The sequence below is a fragment of the Spirochaetales bacterium genome, assembly GCA_016930085.1.
Taxonomy (GTDB): Bacteria; Spirochaetota; Spirochaetia; order SZUA-6; family JAFGRV01; genus JAFGHO01.
Map to the genome: position 1 here is coordinate 1 of JAFGHO010000029.1, position 14,932 is coordinate 14,932.

A 14,932-nucleotide genomic window follows, 5' to 3' on the forward strand; every position below is an offset into this window, starting at 1 on the left:
TAGCCGTACCGGAAGGTGCGGCTGGATCACCTCCTTTCTAAAGAGTTTTCTAATTTTCCCCTCTTTTTCCCCTTCCCTTTTTTTTAATTCGGGGGTATAGCTCAGCTGGCTAGAGCGGTGGCTTTGCAAGCCATAGGTCTGGGGTTCGAATCCCCATACCTCCACTAAAAAAAGTAAAAGATCAAACGGTGGCGTCAGGATCTTTTACTTTTTTTTTAAAAGGAGCATGTTTGTGCCGACAGATACTTCAGACCTCGACAACTTATTCATTCTCGGCAGCAAATCCGGACCGCAAAGAAAACTCGAAGCCTTTCCCAACCATTCACCTCAAAGGCATTATCTTGTCACCCTGAAAACGGACGAGTTCACCTGTGTCTGTCCAAAAACCGGAAATCCCGATTTTGCTCGAATCCGGATCTGGTATGTCCCGGATAAAAAGATTGTCGAATCCAAATCACTGAAGCTTTATCTCTGGTCGTTCCGGAACGAAGGAGTGTTTCACGAACACCTCGTCAACCAGATTCTGGACGATCTGGTCGAAGTAATCGATCCGCACTGGTGCCTCGTAAAGGGTGTCTTCAATATCCGCGGCGGGATCGGTATCGACGTACATGCGGAACATGTGAAGACGGAAGAGGTACGGAACAGGTGGATTGGCGTCGTCGTCAGGGAGCGGCAGGGGTCCGGTGATTGAATCCGGAGATGACATGAAAAAGGCGTATGAAGTCGGCAATCCCGACTTTTACACGAGTCCTTATACGGGAATGACGAGAAGGCATTATATTGATTGCGCGAAATATCTTCTCTCAAGAGCCTTCACATATGTTCCCTCCGCCGGGACACCCTTGATATTTCCGACAGTACCGGGAAAAACCTATCCGCAGCCGGATGCTCCCGCCTGGCGCTATCGTTCCTTTGAATTCGAAGCGCTCGAAAGGACACTGACACTCGCCGGCCCCCTTATGCATGTCGAACCCGATGTCTGCATTAATAACATCAGACTAAAAGATTATTATTGCCTGCAATTGTATCATACCCTGACGCCCGGACATCCCAATTCCCTTCCCCTGCCCGAAGACCTGCCCGATGCAACCTATCAGTTTACCTGCGAGTTCGGAGGGCTGTTCAAAACCCTTTTACTTTTTCCTGACATCATATGGCCATATTATACGCAAAAACAAAAGGACGAAATGGCCGTTACCATTTCCAAATGGGCGCATCACAGAACGACCCAGAATAACTGGCGCGTGTTCAATATCGTGGCCCTTTCGTTCCTGAAGAAGCACGGATACGAGATCGACGACGGGTTACTCAAAAGCCATCTCCTCTGGGTGGCTTCCTATCATTCGGGAAACGGCTGGTACCTGGAACAGACATACAATTATTACACAATAAGCCTGTTCATCGTTTACGGGACCGTCTGGAACAGGGCCTTCGGGGACGCTCATTATCCCGAAATATCGGAAGTGATCGAACAATCCGCACGGGAATTAATGAAAACCTATACCGCCTTTTTCGCACGAAACGGATTTATAAACATGTGGGCGCGAAGTATTTGTTACAGAACATGGATATCAGGCGGCTTTCCGGTTTCGTTCATGTTGAAAAAGGATCATCCCCTTGATCCGGGCTGGGCTCGAAGGCTTTGTTCCGGCTCTCTTCTGCAATTTGTCACAAGGGAGGATTTTTACGACAATGATATCCCGAGTCTCGGCTTCTACGGACACAGGGAATATATGCTTCAAAATTACAGCTGTCCGGCCAGTCCGTTCATCATGTTTCTGCCGTTTTTATGTCTTGCGCTGCCGGACGATTCTCCGTTCTGGACCGCCAGAGAAAACGAAGGAATCTGGAAAAAACTCGGGAACAGATCGAACCGGGTCGTTCTTGAAAATCCGGGCATCGTTCTCGTCAATCACGGGAAAACCGGCGCCTCGGAAATAATACCCGGCAAGGTGTATTATGACGATCACAACTATTCGAAACTCGCTTTCAATACCCATTTCCCGTGGGAGGACCACAACCCCGAAGGCGGAACATCGATGGAATACAGTTTTCGCAGCCTCGACCCCCGCGATGTGAGGGGCGATGACATCAATTTCTATCTCACCGGCCAGTCGCTCGAAAATACTTCAGAGAACAATATGGGGTTTACCACTTCCCGGAACATCCTTTTTAACGGCGTCCATAACGAAGTCATCTACAGGCAGCTTGTCATGAGGCAGCCGCCGAATAACGGCGTCGGCTATATCATCGACCTCGCGGAAATCACGATACCAGGCGGCGTTATACGTGCGGACCGCTGCCGTCTGGCGTTCGAACATGAATTGACGCTCGGGCATTACGGCCTGCCCCATATCGACGGTGAACGGGCCGAAATCATACAATTCGAAGACTCTATGAAAAAAGTAATTACCGCCACGATCAGGGGAAGGAGTCTCGCGCTTATTACCTACAGCGGCTGGGATAAGGTAGGCGGGCTGATACACAAAGGCCGGAATGCCGAAGCGGACGAGAGTACCGTTCTGTATGCCGAAAGAAAAAGAACGTCGAAAAATCCGGCGATGGAGTTGATGATAGCCGTTATGCTTCATAAAACGGATGACGGGGAATGGACGGAGGAAGAGCTGTCACCCGTCAAAGAGATCGCCATAATGGACGTTACCCCCTCATTATCGGCCATGGGCGCGGACATCGTTCTTGGGAACAATAAAAGATACCGGATCGATTTCAAGAATATCGACGGAAACAGGTCCTGCTGAAACCCGGTGCCCGCGGCGCACCTCCGTGGAAACCGCAGGCAGGCGGATCGGCCGTTTATTCAAGAAAATCCCCGCGTACGGGGTGAAAGCTGTCGATCAACCTTACCCGTTCCGTGAGTATTTTGACCGTATGTTTCTTTCCCGAAGGGACGGCAAGCATCAGGTGCTCCGTAAAAATACAACTGCGGGATACCCCTTCACTTACCTTATGGGCGGGGCGGATAATCGGATATTCTGAAGCCGGGTGCGACATAAGCGCGATCTCCTTTCCTCATGATGGTTTCGACCGTCCTGTTTTCCGGGTATCGATTGCGGTCGAACGAATAATCGACGACAACGAAATCCTGAAAAAGGGTATTGGGAAACGGTAGCCTCTGTCAAGGTACATTGAGATTTAAGGAGGTTTCAATCTTTTCAATTGTGATTCTTTGCTTGAGATCATGGTTTTTTTCATAATAGACACCAGAGTAGTGGGATCATTTCCTGACGGTAATTCAGCGCTTATGCTCGCCGCGGATAGGTTGAGATATGTCGCCGGGAGCAAATGGGGCATTAAAAAATATCTCAACATTGAATTACTCAAGGAATTGGCATTGCAAAAAGAAACCAGTTAATACATTATTTCAGTTTGAGGGCCAATAAAATGTACGAAAAATTATTGACAGTACCGTCTTAACCGCATTTCAGACAGATTAATGTATCCACACCATAGACCTTCTTTATAAGCATCTCCCAGTAAGACCTCTGTTGTTTTGCACCAACTGCAGGTGTTTCTTCTCGTACTGCTTCCTCTTGTTACAACTTCTCATTAATTTCTTGTTTTTCTTTCCGGCCGTCAGGAACAAGCCTGCATAAATGTTCATACTCCTTCCATCAAGACTTTTGAAATTTTCCTTGAAATGGTTATTGTCCTTTGGCGTTATAAATAGAAAATTACCATGAAACGATTCATATTTTATCTTTTCAGGTGATACCGGAAAATACGACAGCATTTTTCTCAGGTGATCCGCCTAAAAATACCCACATCCATGAAAGTGTCTGCGCCTTTCTTCCCGGTTCTTTCAATACCTGTACACGGGTTTCATCAGCGTTTAATAGCGGCCCACCTCTTATGTTCATCACCAGTACATTTTCCGGAAGCTCAATCCCTGCGCCGCTCACTACGAATGGATCCCGGCTGCAGATAAAAAAGACCGTCCCTGTTGGGGGACGGCCCCGAATGATTTTTCCAAAATTGTATTAATCCAGGAATCCCGCGATCGCGTAGACTAAGGCGGCGCTCCAGTTTATCGCAATCTCGTTCGTCTCGTAGTCGTCCTGTATGTCGGACCAGCCCGTTTCCGAGTGTCCGCCGCCCACGAGGTAACCGGGCCACGGAGGAGTAATGCCGTCGGCACCTGAACGCCTGTCATGCGGATGCATCGGCGGATTGTAACCGAGATCCGTAACATACGACCTGTTGTAGATGTTTCTGCCGAACACGTGATTCACCGCATCGAGGGCCGTATCCACGTACGCCTGATTGGGTGAGATCATGTTTGCCACCTGGAGTATGAGCGTCTGCCTTGCAAGCCCGCCGTTACATCCCCAGTAATACGAATCTCCGAGGGGCCGGCGGTAGGCCTCGGTGTTCGCGATCTGCACCATGTCGTCCGATACGCTGATGAGCGAATTCCTTATATCGTTCACGAGGGACTGGTTCTTGCCGGAACGGTTCGAGAGGAGGTACGTGATCATCCCGAGGTTGCTCACATTGCCCCAGTCGAAGTCGTCGTACATCTTGGGGCTGTAACTCTGAGCCCTGCTCTCGAAGTCACTCAAATAGGCCGCATTGCCTGTGGATTCCCACATCTCCGCGGCAGCCCAGAGTCTGTCGTCGGTGTCCCGGTATATGCTGTCTTCATAGCCGCCCGTGGAAAAACCCGACTGGTCGGCCGCATGGTAGGCGGTATTGTTTCGGAGAAAATCGTAACTCACCGTCGCCGCATCGAGACACCGCCGGGCATATGCCGGATCGTAAGGCTGATAGATTCTGTACGCCATGGCAGCCATTGCCGCGAAATCCGCGGTAGCTGCGCTTCCCCAGGGGACGAAAAACCTGTCCGCCGTATCGGTTTCCGGCATGACGAAGCCCGCGAAATCGGTCCTGGTGAGTTTATGGGACACCCTTCCGGTGCCGTCCGTATACTGCATCTTGAGGATCCAGTCCATCTCCCACTTCAACTCATCGAGATAATCGGGGAGCGAATTGCCGGATTCGGGGATGTCGAGGACGATGTTTTCCAGTTTCGACTGGAAGTGTTCCCATGCCATGAACATGACGCCGACGGTGACACCCGCGTTGACCACGTACTTTCCGTAATCACCTGCATCGTACCAGCCCCCCACACCGTCCACCCTGGTATGGCTGCCGGTGATGTAATCCATGTAGCCGTCGTTCATATGCGACTGGGCGTGGGAATAGGTGACACCGTAGTGCGTCCCCGATACGGCCGTTCCGGAACGCCAGAGGTAGAAGCCCCTCATTACCGTATAGAACGGGAATGTGTAGAGCCCGCCCTTGATCTCGAAAGGAGCGGATCTCCCGACCCCGGACACATCGAGGTAAAAACTCCCCTCCTCGGTGAGGGCCGAAAAATCGGCCTGGTAGACGCCGTTTACCTGGCCGGATACATTCCCCGAAAAGGCTGCGGAATCGTCGGAAATCCTCCGTACGGTGAAAGAAGAACTGTTAACCGCGATGGAGGCGCCCTTCTTCGAGCCGGGAAGGTACCCTATCGAATTGAGGCGGATATTCTCGTTCACCGAATAAGGAATCCGGGGCGTCGCCGATGGTACCGGCGTCTGACCGGTATACGGTGAAGGGGTCGGGTCGGGCGTCGAATTGCCGCAGGGGAGCTCGGGAATGAGTCCCACGTAGAATTGGGCAATGACAAGCGAATCGACGATGTCGACTGACGAACTGCAGTTGACGTCCGCGACGGAGAGGTCGAATCCGGAAGGGTTCAACCCCACATAGTACTGAGCAACGAGAAGCGCGTCGACGATATCGACGGCGCCGCTCGAGTTCACATCGCCGAGGGCCTGGCCGAAAAGGAGCGTACCGGAAAAAAGCAGAAGCGCAATGATAAAAATCCGGACCGGAAGTCCGTGAACCGGGCAGTAAGTTTTCATGTAATCCTCCGTTGTTTTGTTAAATTTACATTTTTTTTCAACCGGGCCGGATCGCCGGACCGGAAAACGTTGTTCTTTTGTATAACCATATCGGCTTTTCATGAATATTAAAATCAGCCTTCCCACCGAATTTTACCATTCATTCTTTATACAGACGTATAGTACGATAATAAATCGCTTCAATGAGTATATTGCCAATATATTCATACCATACTTTGCCCTATATTAAAATAGGTCTTTCGTGCTTTTTTAATATAGGGCATTCGACCTGAAAATTGAAAGGTTCGGAAAAAAAGACAGGCATTCTACAGGAAGGGTGACGTCTTCCTCATGTTTCTCCGCAGGAACGCCCTACCCGTCAATTACATGGGAGTATGACCTTGTCTTATCGCGTCAGGCACATATTTTTTCTTCTTCATTTCGGTGAAAACCGGTTCGGTTTGTCAAGTCAGGCAGTTATAGTTCGCGGTTAGCAATTTCTTGCGCAGAAATCACATACTTCACCGATTGCCTGACACGGCCTCACGGCCGCAACCAAAATATCAAGGATAAACAGCGGCTCGGGTTATCCACAAGCAGATTTCTCCGGGTGTTTTATGCATAGTGGCTGATAGTGACTCATGATAAAAATTCTTTATGGGCACTTCTAAAAACCTGCAAAGCAGGTTTTTAGAAGTGCCCTACATTAAATGTCTCATTCCTAAACTTTTATTATAATCCCATATTATCATATATCAAACTCGTCAATCTGGTTTTTACCTTAATCAACAGGATCACATCATTTTCATCGTCACCGTTGAGATTTTGAAATGTATTTATTTTCAAATTGGCGATAAGCCTGTCATCATCAAGAAGACAGAATATAATTTTTTTATTCTCAGAATCAAACTCGGGGCCTGTTGGAATTTCAGATGAATTATTCGGACTCCGCAGTGCGTCAAAAAGTGTTTTGACTCTATTGTCGATATCACCGCATTGTACCAATTCACCCGGATTTCCGTAACGTAAGAAATCGATTTCAAGATCGGCAATCATATTCAAATTACCAGTAACAATCGATTGAAATCGTATGCCGCCAATATCCGTTACCAGATCATTTTCTTTTCCATTTTTCATTTTTTTTGAAAGCAAACCGGAAAGAGGCTTTTGTTCCCATAATTTTTCAATCTGGGGCTGCAATGCAAGACGAATCCGGTGTTTTTCCTTTATATCGCCATTACTTGGAAGTTTTCCTCTATAAAACAGGCAAAATTCCATTTTTTACCTCCTGATGACTTCTATGCGTTATATTCATCATAAACTCAAGGAAGGGTACAAATAATAATCAGGATAGTCAATTATACCAATAATTAATAGATTCTTTGCGCATTCTGTATATTTAAAAAATAGCAGGATAACAGCGGATTTATCGGATTACACGGATTTTTAAAATCATTAATGAACGGTTTGCCGTAAATACGAAACAACTGTATTTGATTACCAATCCGTTCAATCCGCGTCATCCGATGTTCATTGTTCATTTTTTTTGATTTCATGCACAATCTTGCATTCACTACCCCCTTCCCGACCTTGAAGAACGGGACCGCAGGGTTTATATTTTATAAAGCTGCCGGCATTATTTTTCATTTTTTCACGGCCTGATCATGCCGACAAATATGGTATAAGGACAAGGGTATAAATGGTGAAAAAGATCATTCCGTTTCTATTGATAATCAGCTTTGCCGCGTATGCGGATATCAGCTTCGTCGACATGAAACTTTCGACCCAGAACAGGCTTCTTTTTTCCATGTCAATGAACATGCCCGGTTACGGGGAATACGAAACCCTCTTCCTCACCGATCTCGACACACAGGAGATACGGCAGCTTACCTTTTTCCCCGAATCGGTGCTTCTTCTTGAAGGAACCGGCCGGATACAGCTTCAGAACAGATTCGGCGTATTCAGAGTCGATCCCGGTTTAAAAACGATAACATCACTCGATCTTTTCTCATCGTTTGTCAGGAACAAGGTTATTCAGCGGGGTAAACTCAATCCGATTCAGACGTCACCTGACGGCCGTTATTTGCTGTACATAAAGAATACCGCCGGGGGTGTCGGCAAGCTTATTCTATGCGAGACGGAAACATCGAAAGAGACGATCGTATCGGAGAAAATCGAACTCGATTTCGACAATCCCATCGCCCTCTGGTCGCCGGATTCACGCTATTTTGTCTATGCCGACAAAAACACCATTTACTATTATGCACTCGATCAAATGGAAGAAAAAAGGGTATTTACCGAACACCTGCGTAAAATAGGCAAAGGGAGGCTTCAGAATGTCGTCTGGTACGACAGAAAAACCCTTATCTATGTAACCGGGGAACTGATATATTCCATACAAAACAGGGAGTTCTTTTCTCTGCCGTTTTACAAGGAAATATTTCAGATCGGCAAGGTGATAGGTAAAATACCTTTCGAGTTCGATCCCAATTTCGACAGGTTCTGGATTTCACCGGACGGTAAGAAGATACTGCTAAGTAAGGGCGGAAGAAACGTATTTCTCTATCACATCCGTACGGAAGACTATACCTCCGTGGGTAACGTAACATCACTCCCCTATCTTTACCTTCCCCAAAACACGCAGGTGTGGAAGGTGGTCTGGTCGTCCCGGGACAAGCTTGTTATCTTAGTCCGACGGATTGAAAAAGGCAAGATTACATCGACTCTCTTCCGGCTCAGTATACCCGAAAAACCGATCGTTTCCTATTTCGAACAGACAAACGATACCGATATCGCCGATATTGTTCTCTCGCCCGATGAGCAAACGATAGCCCTCCTTAAGCCCGATAAAATCGAACTTCGCACCTTTGACGCATGGAAAATTCGTGATTCGATCCCACACCCCGAACCCAGGAATTGTATCTGGAAATCGGACGACGAACTGGTAATCGCAGGCCCGTGGTATACCGAGGTCTATGATATGCTTCAGAGAAAAAGTACACGGATAGCCATTTCACAGGTAAAGGCATACGGCTTTTCGATCGACGAAAAATCGATTCTCTCGAAGGGGAAGGAAAACATATATCTGATCGGACCGGATGAAACGATGTGGAAGCAGATCTCGAGTTACGACATCGAACAGCCGCGTATCGAATCCGGATCCTATCGCGTCTATTTTTCCAGCTCGACCCACGGCGCGTTCAAAAATATGATCATGGTACGAAATATCGAAAAGGATACTTTCGGCACGGTTCCCCTTATTGACGATGATTCGGGACCGGCGTACGATGAATTTCCGGAAAAGGACGAACCGGTCGATTTTGATTATTTTAATCACGGCTCACGGCTCAGGCGGCGGGAGGTATCGCTTGTCTTCAATGTAATTGACTCGATACAGGGACTCACCGCGATCCTTCATACGCTTTCCGAATACGGCCTTACCTGCACCTTTTTTATCAACGGAGAGGCAATCAGACGATTCCCGGGAGCCGTGAAGGAGATCGCGGAAGCCGAACACGAAGTCGGGTCGCTCTTTTATGCCTATTTCAATATGACCGATTCAAAATACAGGCTCGACAGGGATTTTATAAAAACCGGGCTTGCAATCAATGAAGACGATTACTTCAAGGCAACCGGCAGCGATTTCGCGCTTTTCTGGCATGCGCCGCATTATTTCGTCAATTCCGATATAATCGCGGTATCGAAAGAAATGGGTTATACCTATGTGGGGAAAGATATCGATACAATGGACTGGGTAACGGACGGGGAGACGAATGTGACACGGGGGATTTATTTTACCGCCAGTGAATTAATCGAGAAGATTATCGGGGAAAAGAAACCGGGGTCCATCATTCCGATTCAGGCGGGAATTCCCGGTGGTAAACGGGAAGATTATCTTTTTCAGAAACTCGATGTTCTTATCAACAGCCTGCTGAATTCCGGCTATGATATCGTTCCCGTTTCCGTCCTGATCAAACATGCAAAATAAACTCAATTTTTTTTTGAAAACTATTGAAAACTATACCGGAAACAGTTACGATTTAATTGTCCTTTATGGACCGCGTTTTAGTCCTAAAACGCTTCCTGCAGGGAAGGATGATGGTTTTTTGAAAAAAGCCCTCATGTTTAGTTCATAATGTGTCGATATAGATAAGGTGAAAGAATGCCCTGCAGTATAAAGCAGGAGAGATAAGGTATTCACCAAAGATGAGGAGAATACCTTAAGATAAGGAGAAAACCTTATGGGAAGCAACCCGCTGAAAGCCTACAAAGAAACACAAATCAAATCCGCAACCCCCGGCCAGCTCATTATCATGCTTTATGATGGAGCGATAAAAAATATCAATATTGCGATCGAAGGATTTGAGAAAAAATCCAAAAAACTCGATATGATCAGTAACGCCATTATAAAAGCACAGGATATCGTCTCCGAACTGATGGTCGCCCTTGATTTCGAGAAGGGAGGAGACATCGCGAAGAACCTCTTCAGCATCTATGTTTTTATCAACCGCGAACTTCTCAATGCCAATATACGTAAAGACGTCACTCATCTGGAGACGGTCAAGAAAATCCTGACCGAACTGCGGGACGCATGGAGTCAGATCGCGGACAAGGGAATGTATTCGAATAATGCCATGGGGACGGGCGGAATCAATATCGCGGGCTGATCGTTTTTTATAACGGTCCATATACTATGGAAAAGAAAACACTCGGTACACACATATATCAACTGCTCGTTTCAGAGAGAGAAAAACTGAAACAATGGGTTCTGCTGGGAGAAAAAATAGAAGAAGCGATAACGGCAGGAAAAGAAGAAAAACTCGAAGCCTATAAAATGCAGGAAAAGTTTCTCTGCGGGGAGATAGCATCATATGAAAAACTCCTCCCCCCCTTGAAACGGCAGGAAGAGAACTTTCCAACAGAAAACGAAGATATTAAGCCGGTAAAAGATGATATCGAGCGGCTGATGAAGGAGGTGATTCATCAGCATAAACGAAACAGGAAACATCTCGAGAAAAAGCTTGCCGGGCTAAAAACGGAACTCGATGCGGTGAGAAAGAAAAAGAGTAGTCGTATTCGTTCCCGCAAAACCAGCCTGCCCTCATTTATAGACATTTCGGTATAATCCCGGTAACATCCGGCGGAGGGAAAACTCCCGCCCGCTCAAGCCTCTTTTACAATACCCGGTAAAAAACGCTTTGACCGTTGGGGTCCATCGGTCCTGATAAGGATCCCGGACTGAGCGGATTAAAAAATAGCCGGGGTGTGATCTTGAACATCGGAGTGATCTGTGATTGTATAAAACAGAAAGTATATCCGGGGTATCGGGAAAGAGGTATTGTAAATGGAAAAGGAACCTGTTTATTTAATTGACGGATACAGTCTCATCTACAGAGCATACTATGTTCATCTGCGAAATCCCCTCAGAAACCCGAAGGGGGAGAACACTTCCTCGATATTCGGATTCTTCCGGTCGCTCGATAAACTGATGAAGTTAAAAAAACCGCAATATATCGGTGTCATTATGGATTCGACGACTCCGACCTTCAGGCACGATATGTATCCCGAATACAAGGCAACCCGTCAAAAAGCGCCGCCCGATCTTCACGCGCAGATACCCCGTATCGAGAAAATACTCGAAGCACGGGGCATTGCATGTATTCGAAAAGACGGATATGAAGCCGACGATATAATCGCCACAATTGCCGGGCTTTGCAGCGCCGAAAAGAGACCCTGCTGGATTCTTTCAAAGGACAAGGACCTTCTCCAGCTTGTCGATGAATCGGTAAAGATCATCAACCTTGAAAAGGGGTTTGAAGATTTAGTCGAATGGGGAAGGGAGGAAGTCTTCAAAAACAAGGGTTTGTATCCCGAGCAGATAATCGATTACCTGAGTCTTATGGGCGACACATCCGACAATATTCCCGGGGTCAGGGGAATCGGTGAAAAAAGTGCGCTGAAACTCCTCGCAGACTGGAAAACCCTGGACAACATCTACGCCCATCTCGATGATATCGCCCCGGAATCCCAACGCCGGAAACTCGCTGAAGGCAGGGAAAGCGCCCGCATGAGCAGGGAACTCATCGTCCTCAAGCGGGATGTTCCTTTTTACGGCATCGAGTCTCTCATCCGCAGACCCCCGGACCGGATGCGCGTCATCGAATTGTACCGGGAAGAGGATATGAAGTCCTTTCTCTCGGACCTCGATGAGGAAAATGTCCCGGACACCGGACTCTCGGCGACCGCCCCCGGAACCTACCGGCCCGTGACCACACTCGGGGAGATAGATTCATGGATTGGTGCGGCGAAAAAAGCCGGCGTGTTTTCATTCGATGTCGAGACCGACAATAAGGACGCGATGCGCGCGCGGCCTATCGGTATTTCATTGGCGATTGAAAAAGGCCGCGCATGTTATATACCAATTCACGCGCACAACGTCCAATGCCCGGACGAAGAGGACATCAAAAAAAGAATCGCCTCCCTGCTCGAGGACGCCTCGCTTCGTTTGGTCGGTCAGAATATCAAGTATGACTACAAGGTAATGAAACGGTGGGGGATCGAAATCCGGAACTGTTATTTCGATACCATGGTGGCGGCGTGGGTATGCGACGCGACGGCGGGACGGTACAATATGGACACACTCTCGGAGCGGCACCTTCATTATAAAACAATCCGTTACAGCGAACTCATTCCCCGCGGGGACTCCTCGACGCTGGAAGAACTGGACATCGCGGCCGTTTCCGATTATGCCGGAGAAGATGCGGATATCACACTCAGACTCTATCATTTTTTTTCAAATCTTTTCGGGGAAAAAGGCAATGAAAAACTCGAAAAACTTTTTTATGAAACGGAAATGCCGCTTGTGACTATCCTCGCGGAAATGGAACTGAATGGGATCATCCTCGATCACGAAAAGCTGTCGCGATACGGAAAGGAAATCGACGGGAGTCTGATAGAAATCGAAAAGCAAATTTACCGGGACGTCGGACACGAGTTCAATATACGCAGCACAAAAGAGCTGCAGAAAGTGCTTTTCGAGGAACTGAGTCTCCCCAGACTCAAGAAGACGAAAACCGGCTATTCGACCGACTCCCAGGTCCTCGAAGAGCTGCAGAATCAAAGCACCGTCGCGCAAAGCGTATTGCGGCACAGAATCCTTTCCAAACTGAAATCGACCTACGTGGACACCCTCCCGGAACAGATAATCGGTGAAACGGGACGGCTGCACACCCACTATCTGCAAACAGGTACCGCAACGGGCAGGCTTTCCAGTATCGAACCGAATCTCCAGAATATACCGGTACGGGAGGATGAAGGGAGACGTATCAGGGACGCCTTTACCGCTGCAAGGGGGTGTCTCTTCCTTTCCGCCGATTATTCCCAGATCGAACTGATGATTTTAGCCCATCTCTCGAACGACCTCAGACTTATCGAGGCCTTTAGCACGGGAAAGGACATTCACACTCACACGGCCGCCGTTTTGTTTCATGAAAAGGAAGAGGAAGTCCTTCCCGCCCATCGAAGAGTCGGAAAGACGATCAACTTCGGCGTCATCTACGGGATGTCCTCCTATCGGCTTTCCAGGGATCTGAAAATCGCACGGGCCGATGCCGACCGCTTTATTTCGGCATATTTTACCGAATATGCCGGAGTCGACGAGTTCAGAAAGCAAACGATAAAAAAAGCCGAAAAACAGGGGTACGTCGAAACCCTCTGGGGAAGGCGCCGAAGGCTTCCCAATATCAATAATCCAAACAAAACCGTAAAAACCGCCGAAGAGCGGATAGCGGTCAACACCCCGATACAGGGAACCGCGGCGGATATCGTAAAACGAGCGATGATCTCTGTGACGGATGCATGCGCAAAAAGAAATCTGAAAACAAAACTGCTTCTCCAGGTACATGACGAACTCATCTTCGAGGTACCGGAAGAGGAGGCCGATGAGGCCGGCCGGCTCATAAAAAAGACGATGGAAGAGGCGGTCCCTCTCAAGGTCCCCCTCAAGGTATCGATCGAAAAAGGAAAAACATGGGGTGAAATCCATTAGCCGGACATAACCGGAACAATCCGGTTATTCGGGGCAATCCGGCCCTGTATATAGCCCGCCTGAATACCGAAATTCTTCCTCAATGCATAACGGCGATCTGTCGATAAACTAAATGAGGTTATCGCGGGAGTATGTCATAATGGAAAGTAAACACATCCTTATCGTCATTATCTGTATTTGCGCTTTTCTGGTCGTTGTCTTTGGCGTCGGTTTCTGGTGGACGCTGCCCGAACTCGAAAAACAAACCGATTCGGCGGGCGGCGACCGGTCGGGTACCTCCTATGACATTATACAGCACACGAGAAGCGAGAGTGAACCAATCGGTCTAAAACCTACTGCCGCCCCGTCCGAGACAATGGAAATTACCTATGGTGAAAAGGAGGAGCGGGACGCCGGAGAAACGGCGGATGAGCTTTCGGAAGAGGAATCGGAAAAGACGAAAGAGACGGAAGTGAAGACCGAAGCGGAAAAGAACGATACGAAAAAAGAGGAACCGACAAATAAAGAAGAAAAACAAGAAAAAGTGGTTATCAGGGTCGAAAGAAAAAAAGAAACGTATCCGAAGGTGTGGGTAGAAAAACCGGAAGCGACGAAAAAAATCACGGCCGCGCCCACTCCCGCCCCCCGGAAGGAAAAACGGGTAATCGAGTACTGGATACAGATCGGTGCGTATAAAAGCAAAAGCAAGTCGGAGGAGCAAAACGAGAAACTCCTTCAGCACGGATTTCAGGCGCGTATTCAGACAAAGGACGTCAATGGAACGACCTACTACCGGGTGAGAATCGGGCCGTACCGGAACAAGGCCGAGGCGGAAAAATTCCTCTCCTGGATAAAGGTAATCGACGGTATGGAGGACAGTTATATTTCGGAAGTACCGACTCAAAAACACACGAACTAATACATTACCGGATGATCGAACGTTTATTCCGGTTGAAAGGTTTATGGCACCGTTTTTCCTTATCAAAAAAAA

General features: G+C 47.9%; 11 protein-coding genes, 1 tRNA gene and 1 pseudogene. 9 read left to right on the plus strand and 4 right to left on the minus strand.

Features of this window, described 5'->3' with window-relative positions; genetic code table 11:
* The first annotated feature begins 90 nt into the window (after nt 1–90).
* The 3 genes from JW881_05370 to JW881_05380 all read left to right on the plus strand — a co-directional run bounded on the left by JW881_05370 (nt 91) and on the right by JW881_05380 (nt 2,762).
* Nucleotides 91–164: transfer RNA gene (locus JW881_05370), tRNA-Ala, on the plus strand.
* 62 nt (nt 165–226) lie between these two features.
* Nucleotides 227–694 (plus strand): NADPH-dependent 7-cyano-7-deazaguanine reductase QueF, encoded by a 468-nt coding sequence (gene queF / locus JW881_05375; protein MBN1696923.1) that lies wholly within the window; start codon nt 227–229, stop codon nt 692–694.
* A 13-nt stretch (nt 695–707) separates the two neighbouring features.
* Nucleotides 708–2,762, plus strand: coding sequence for a DUF2264 domain-containing protein (locus tag JW881_05380; GenBank protein MBN1696924.1), 2,055 nt, complete (start codon nt 708–710; stop codon nt 2,760–2,762).
* Between the two features lie 55 nt (nt 2,763–2,817).
* On the opposite strand, the gene JW881_05385 is transcribed toward JW881_05380, so the two are convergent.
* Nucleotides 2,818–3,015, minus strand: a complete 198-nt coding sequence (locus tag JW881_05385) for a hypothetical protein (protein ID MBN1696925.1) — start codon at nt 3,013–3,015, stop codon at nt 2,818–2,820.
* Nucleotides 3,016–3,223: 208 nt separating this feature from the next.
* On the opposite strand from JW881_05385, the pseudogene JW881_05390 reads away from it, so the two are divergent.
* Nucleotides 3,224–3,376: pseudogene (locus tag JW881_05390) on the plus strand (IS256 family transposase).
* A gap of 349 nt (nt 3,377–3,725) precedes the next feature.
* On the opposite strand, the gene JW881_05395 reads toward JW881_05390, so the two are convergent.
* The 3 genes from JW881_05395 to JW881_05405 all read right to left on the minus strand — a co-directional run bounded on the left by JW881_05395 (nt 3,726) and on the right by JW881_05405 (nt 7,193).
* Nucleotides 3,726–3,884: a transposase gene (locus tag JW881_05395; GenBank protein ID MBN1696926.1), complete on the minus strand. Its 159-nt coding sequence runs from the start codon at nt 3,882–3,884 to the stop codon at nt 3,726–3,728.
* A gap of 117 nt (nt 3,885–4,001) precedes the next feature.
* Nucleotides 4,002–5,936 carry a glycoside hydrolase family 9 protein gene (locus JW881_05400; protein ID MBN1696927.1) on the minus strand — a complete coding sequence of 645 codons (1,935 nt, stop codon included), beginning with the start codon at nt 5,934–5,936 and terminating at the stop codon, nt 4,002–4,004.
* 711 nt (nt 5,937–6,647) lie between these two features.
* The gene (locus tag JW881_05405; protein ID MBN1696928.1) at nt 6,648–7,193 is read right to left on the minus strand and encodes a hypothetical protein; all 546 of its coding nucleotides are present in this window, start codon (nt 7,191–7,193) and stop codon (nt 6,648–6,650) included.
* 421 nt (nt 7,194–7,614) lie between these two features.
* Between JW881_05405 and JW881_05410 the strand changes: the two genes are divergently transcribed.
* The 5 genes from JW881_05410 (at nt 7,615) to JW881_05430 (ending at nt 14,860) form a co-directional block, all read left to right on the plus strand.
* Nucleotides 7,615–9,903 (plus strand): polysaccharide deacetylase family protein, encoded by a 2,289-nt coding sequence (locus tag JW881_05410; GenBank protein ID MBN1696929.1) that lies wholly within the window; start codon nt 7,615–7,617, stop codon nt 9,901–9,903.
* A gap of 253 nt (nt 9,904–10,156) precedes the next feature.
* Complete coding sequence (fliS, locus tag JW881_05415; protein ID MBN1696930.1) at nt 10,157–10,582, plus strand: flagellar export chaperone FliS; 426 nt, start codon at nt 10,157–10,159, stop codon at nt 10,580–10,582.
* Between the two features lie 26 nt (nt 10,583–10,608).
* Nucleotides 10,609–11,040, plus strand: coding sequence for a hypothetical protein (locus JW881_05420; protein ID MBN1696931.1), 432 nt, complete (start codon nt 10,609–10,611; stop codon nt 11,038–11,040).
* Between the two features lie 219 nt (nt 11,041–11,259).
* The gene (gene polA / locus JW881_05425; GenBank protein MBN1696932.1) at nt 11,260–13,962 is read left to right on the plus strand and encodes a DNA polymerase I; all 2,703 of its coding nucleotides are present in this window, start codon (nt 11,260–11,262) and stop codon (nt 13,960–13,962) included.
* Between the two features lie 139 nt (nt 13,963–14,101).
* Complete coding sequence (locus JW881_05430) at nt 14,102–14,860, plus strand: SPOR domain-containing protein (protein ID MBN1696933.1); 759 nt, start codon at nt 14,102–14,104, stop codon at nt 14,858–14,860.
* Nucleotides 14,861–14,932: the final 72 nt, after the last annotated feature.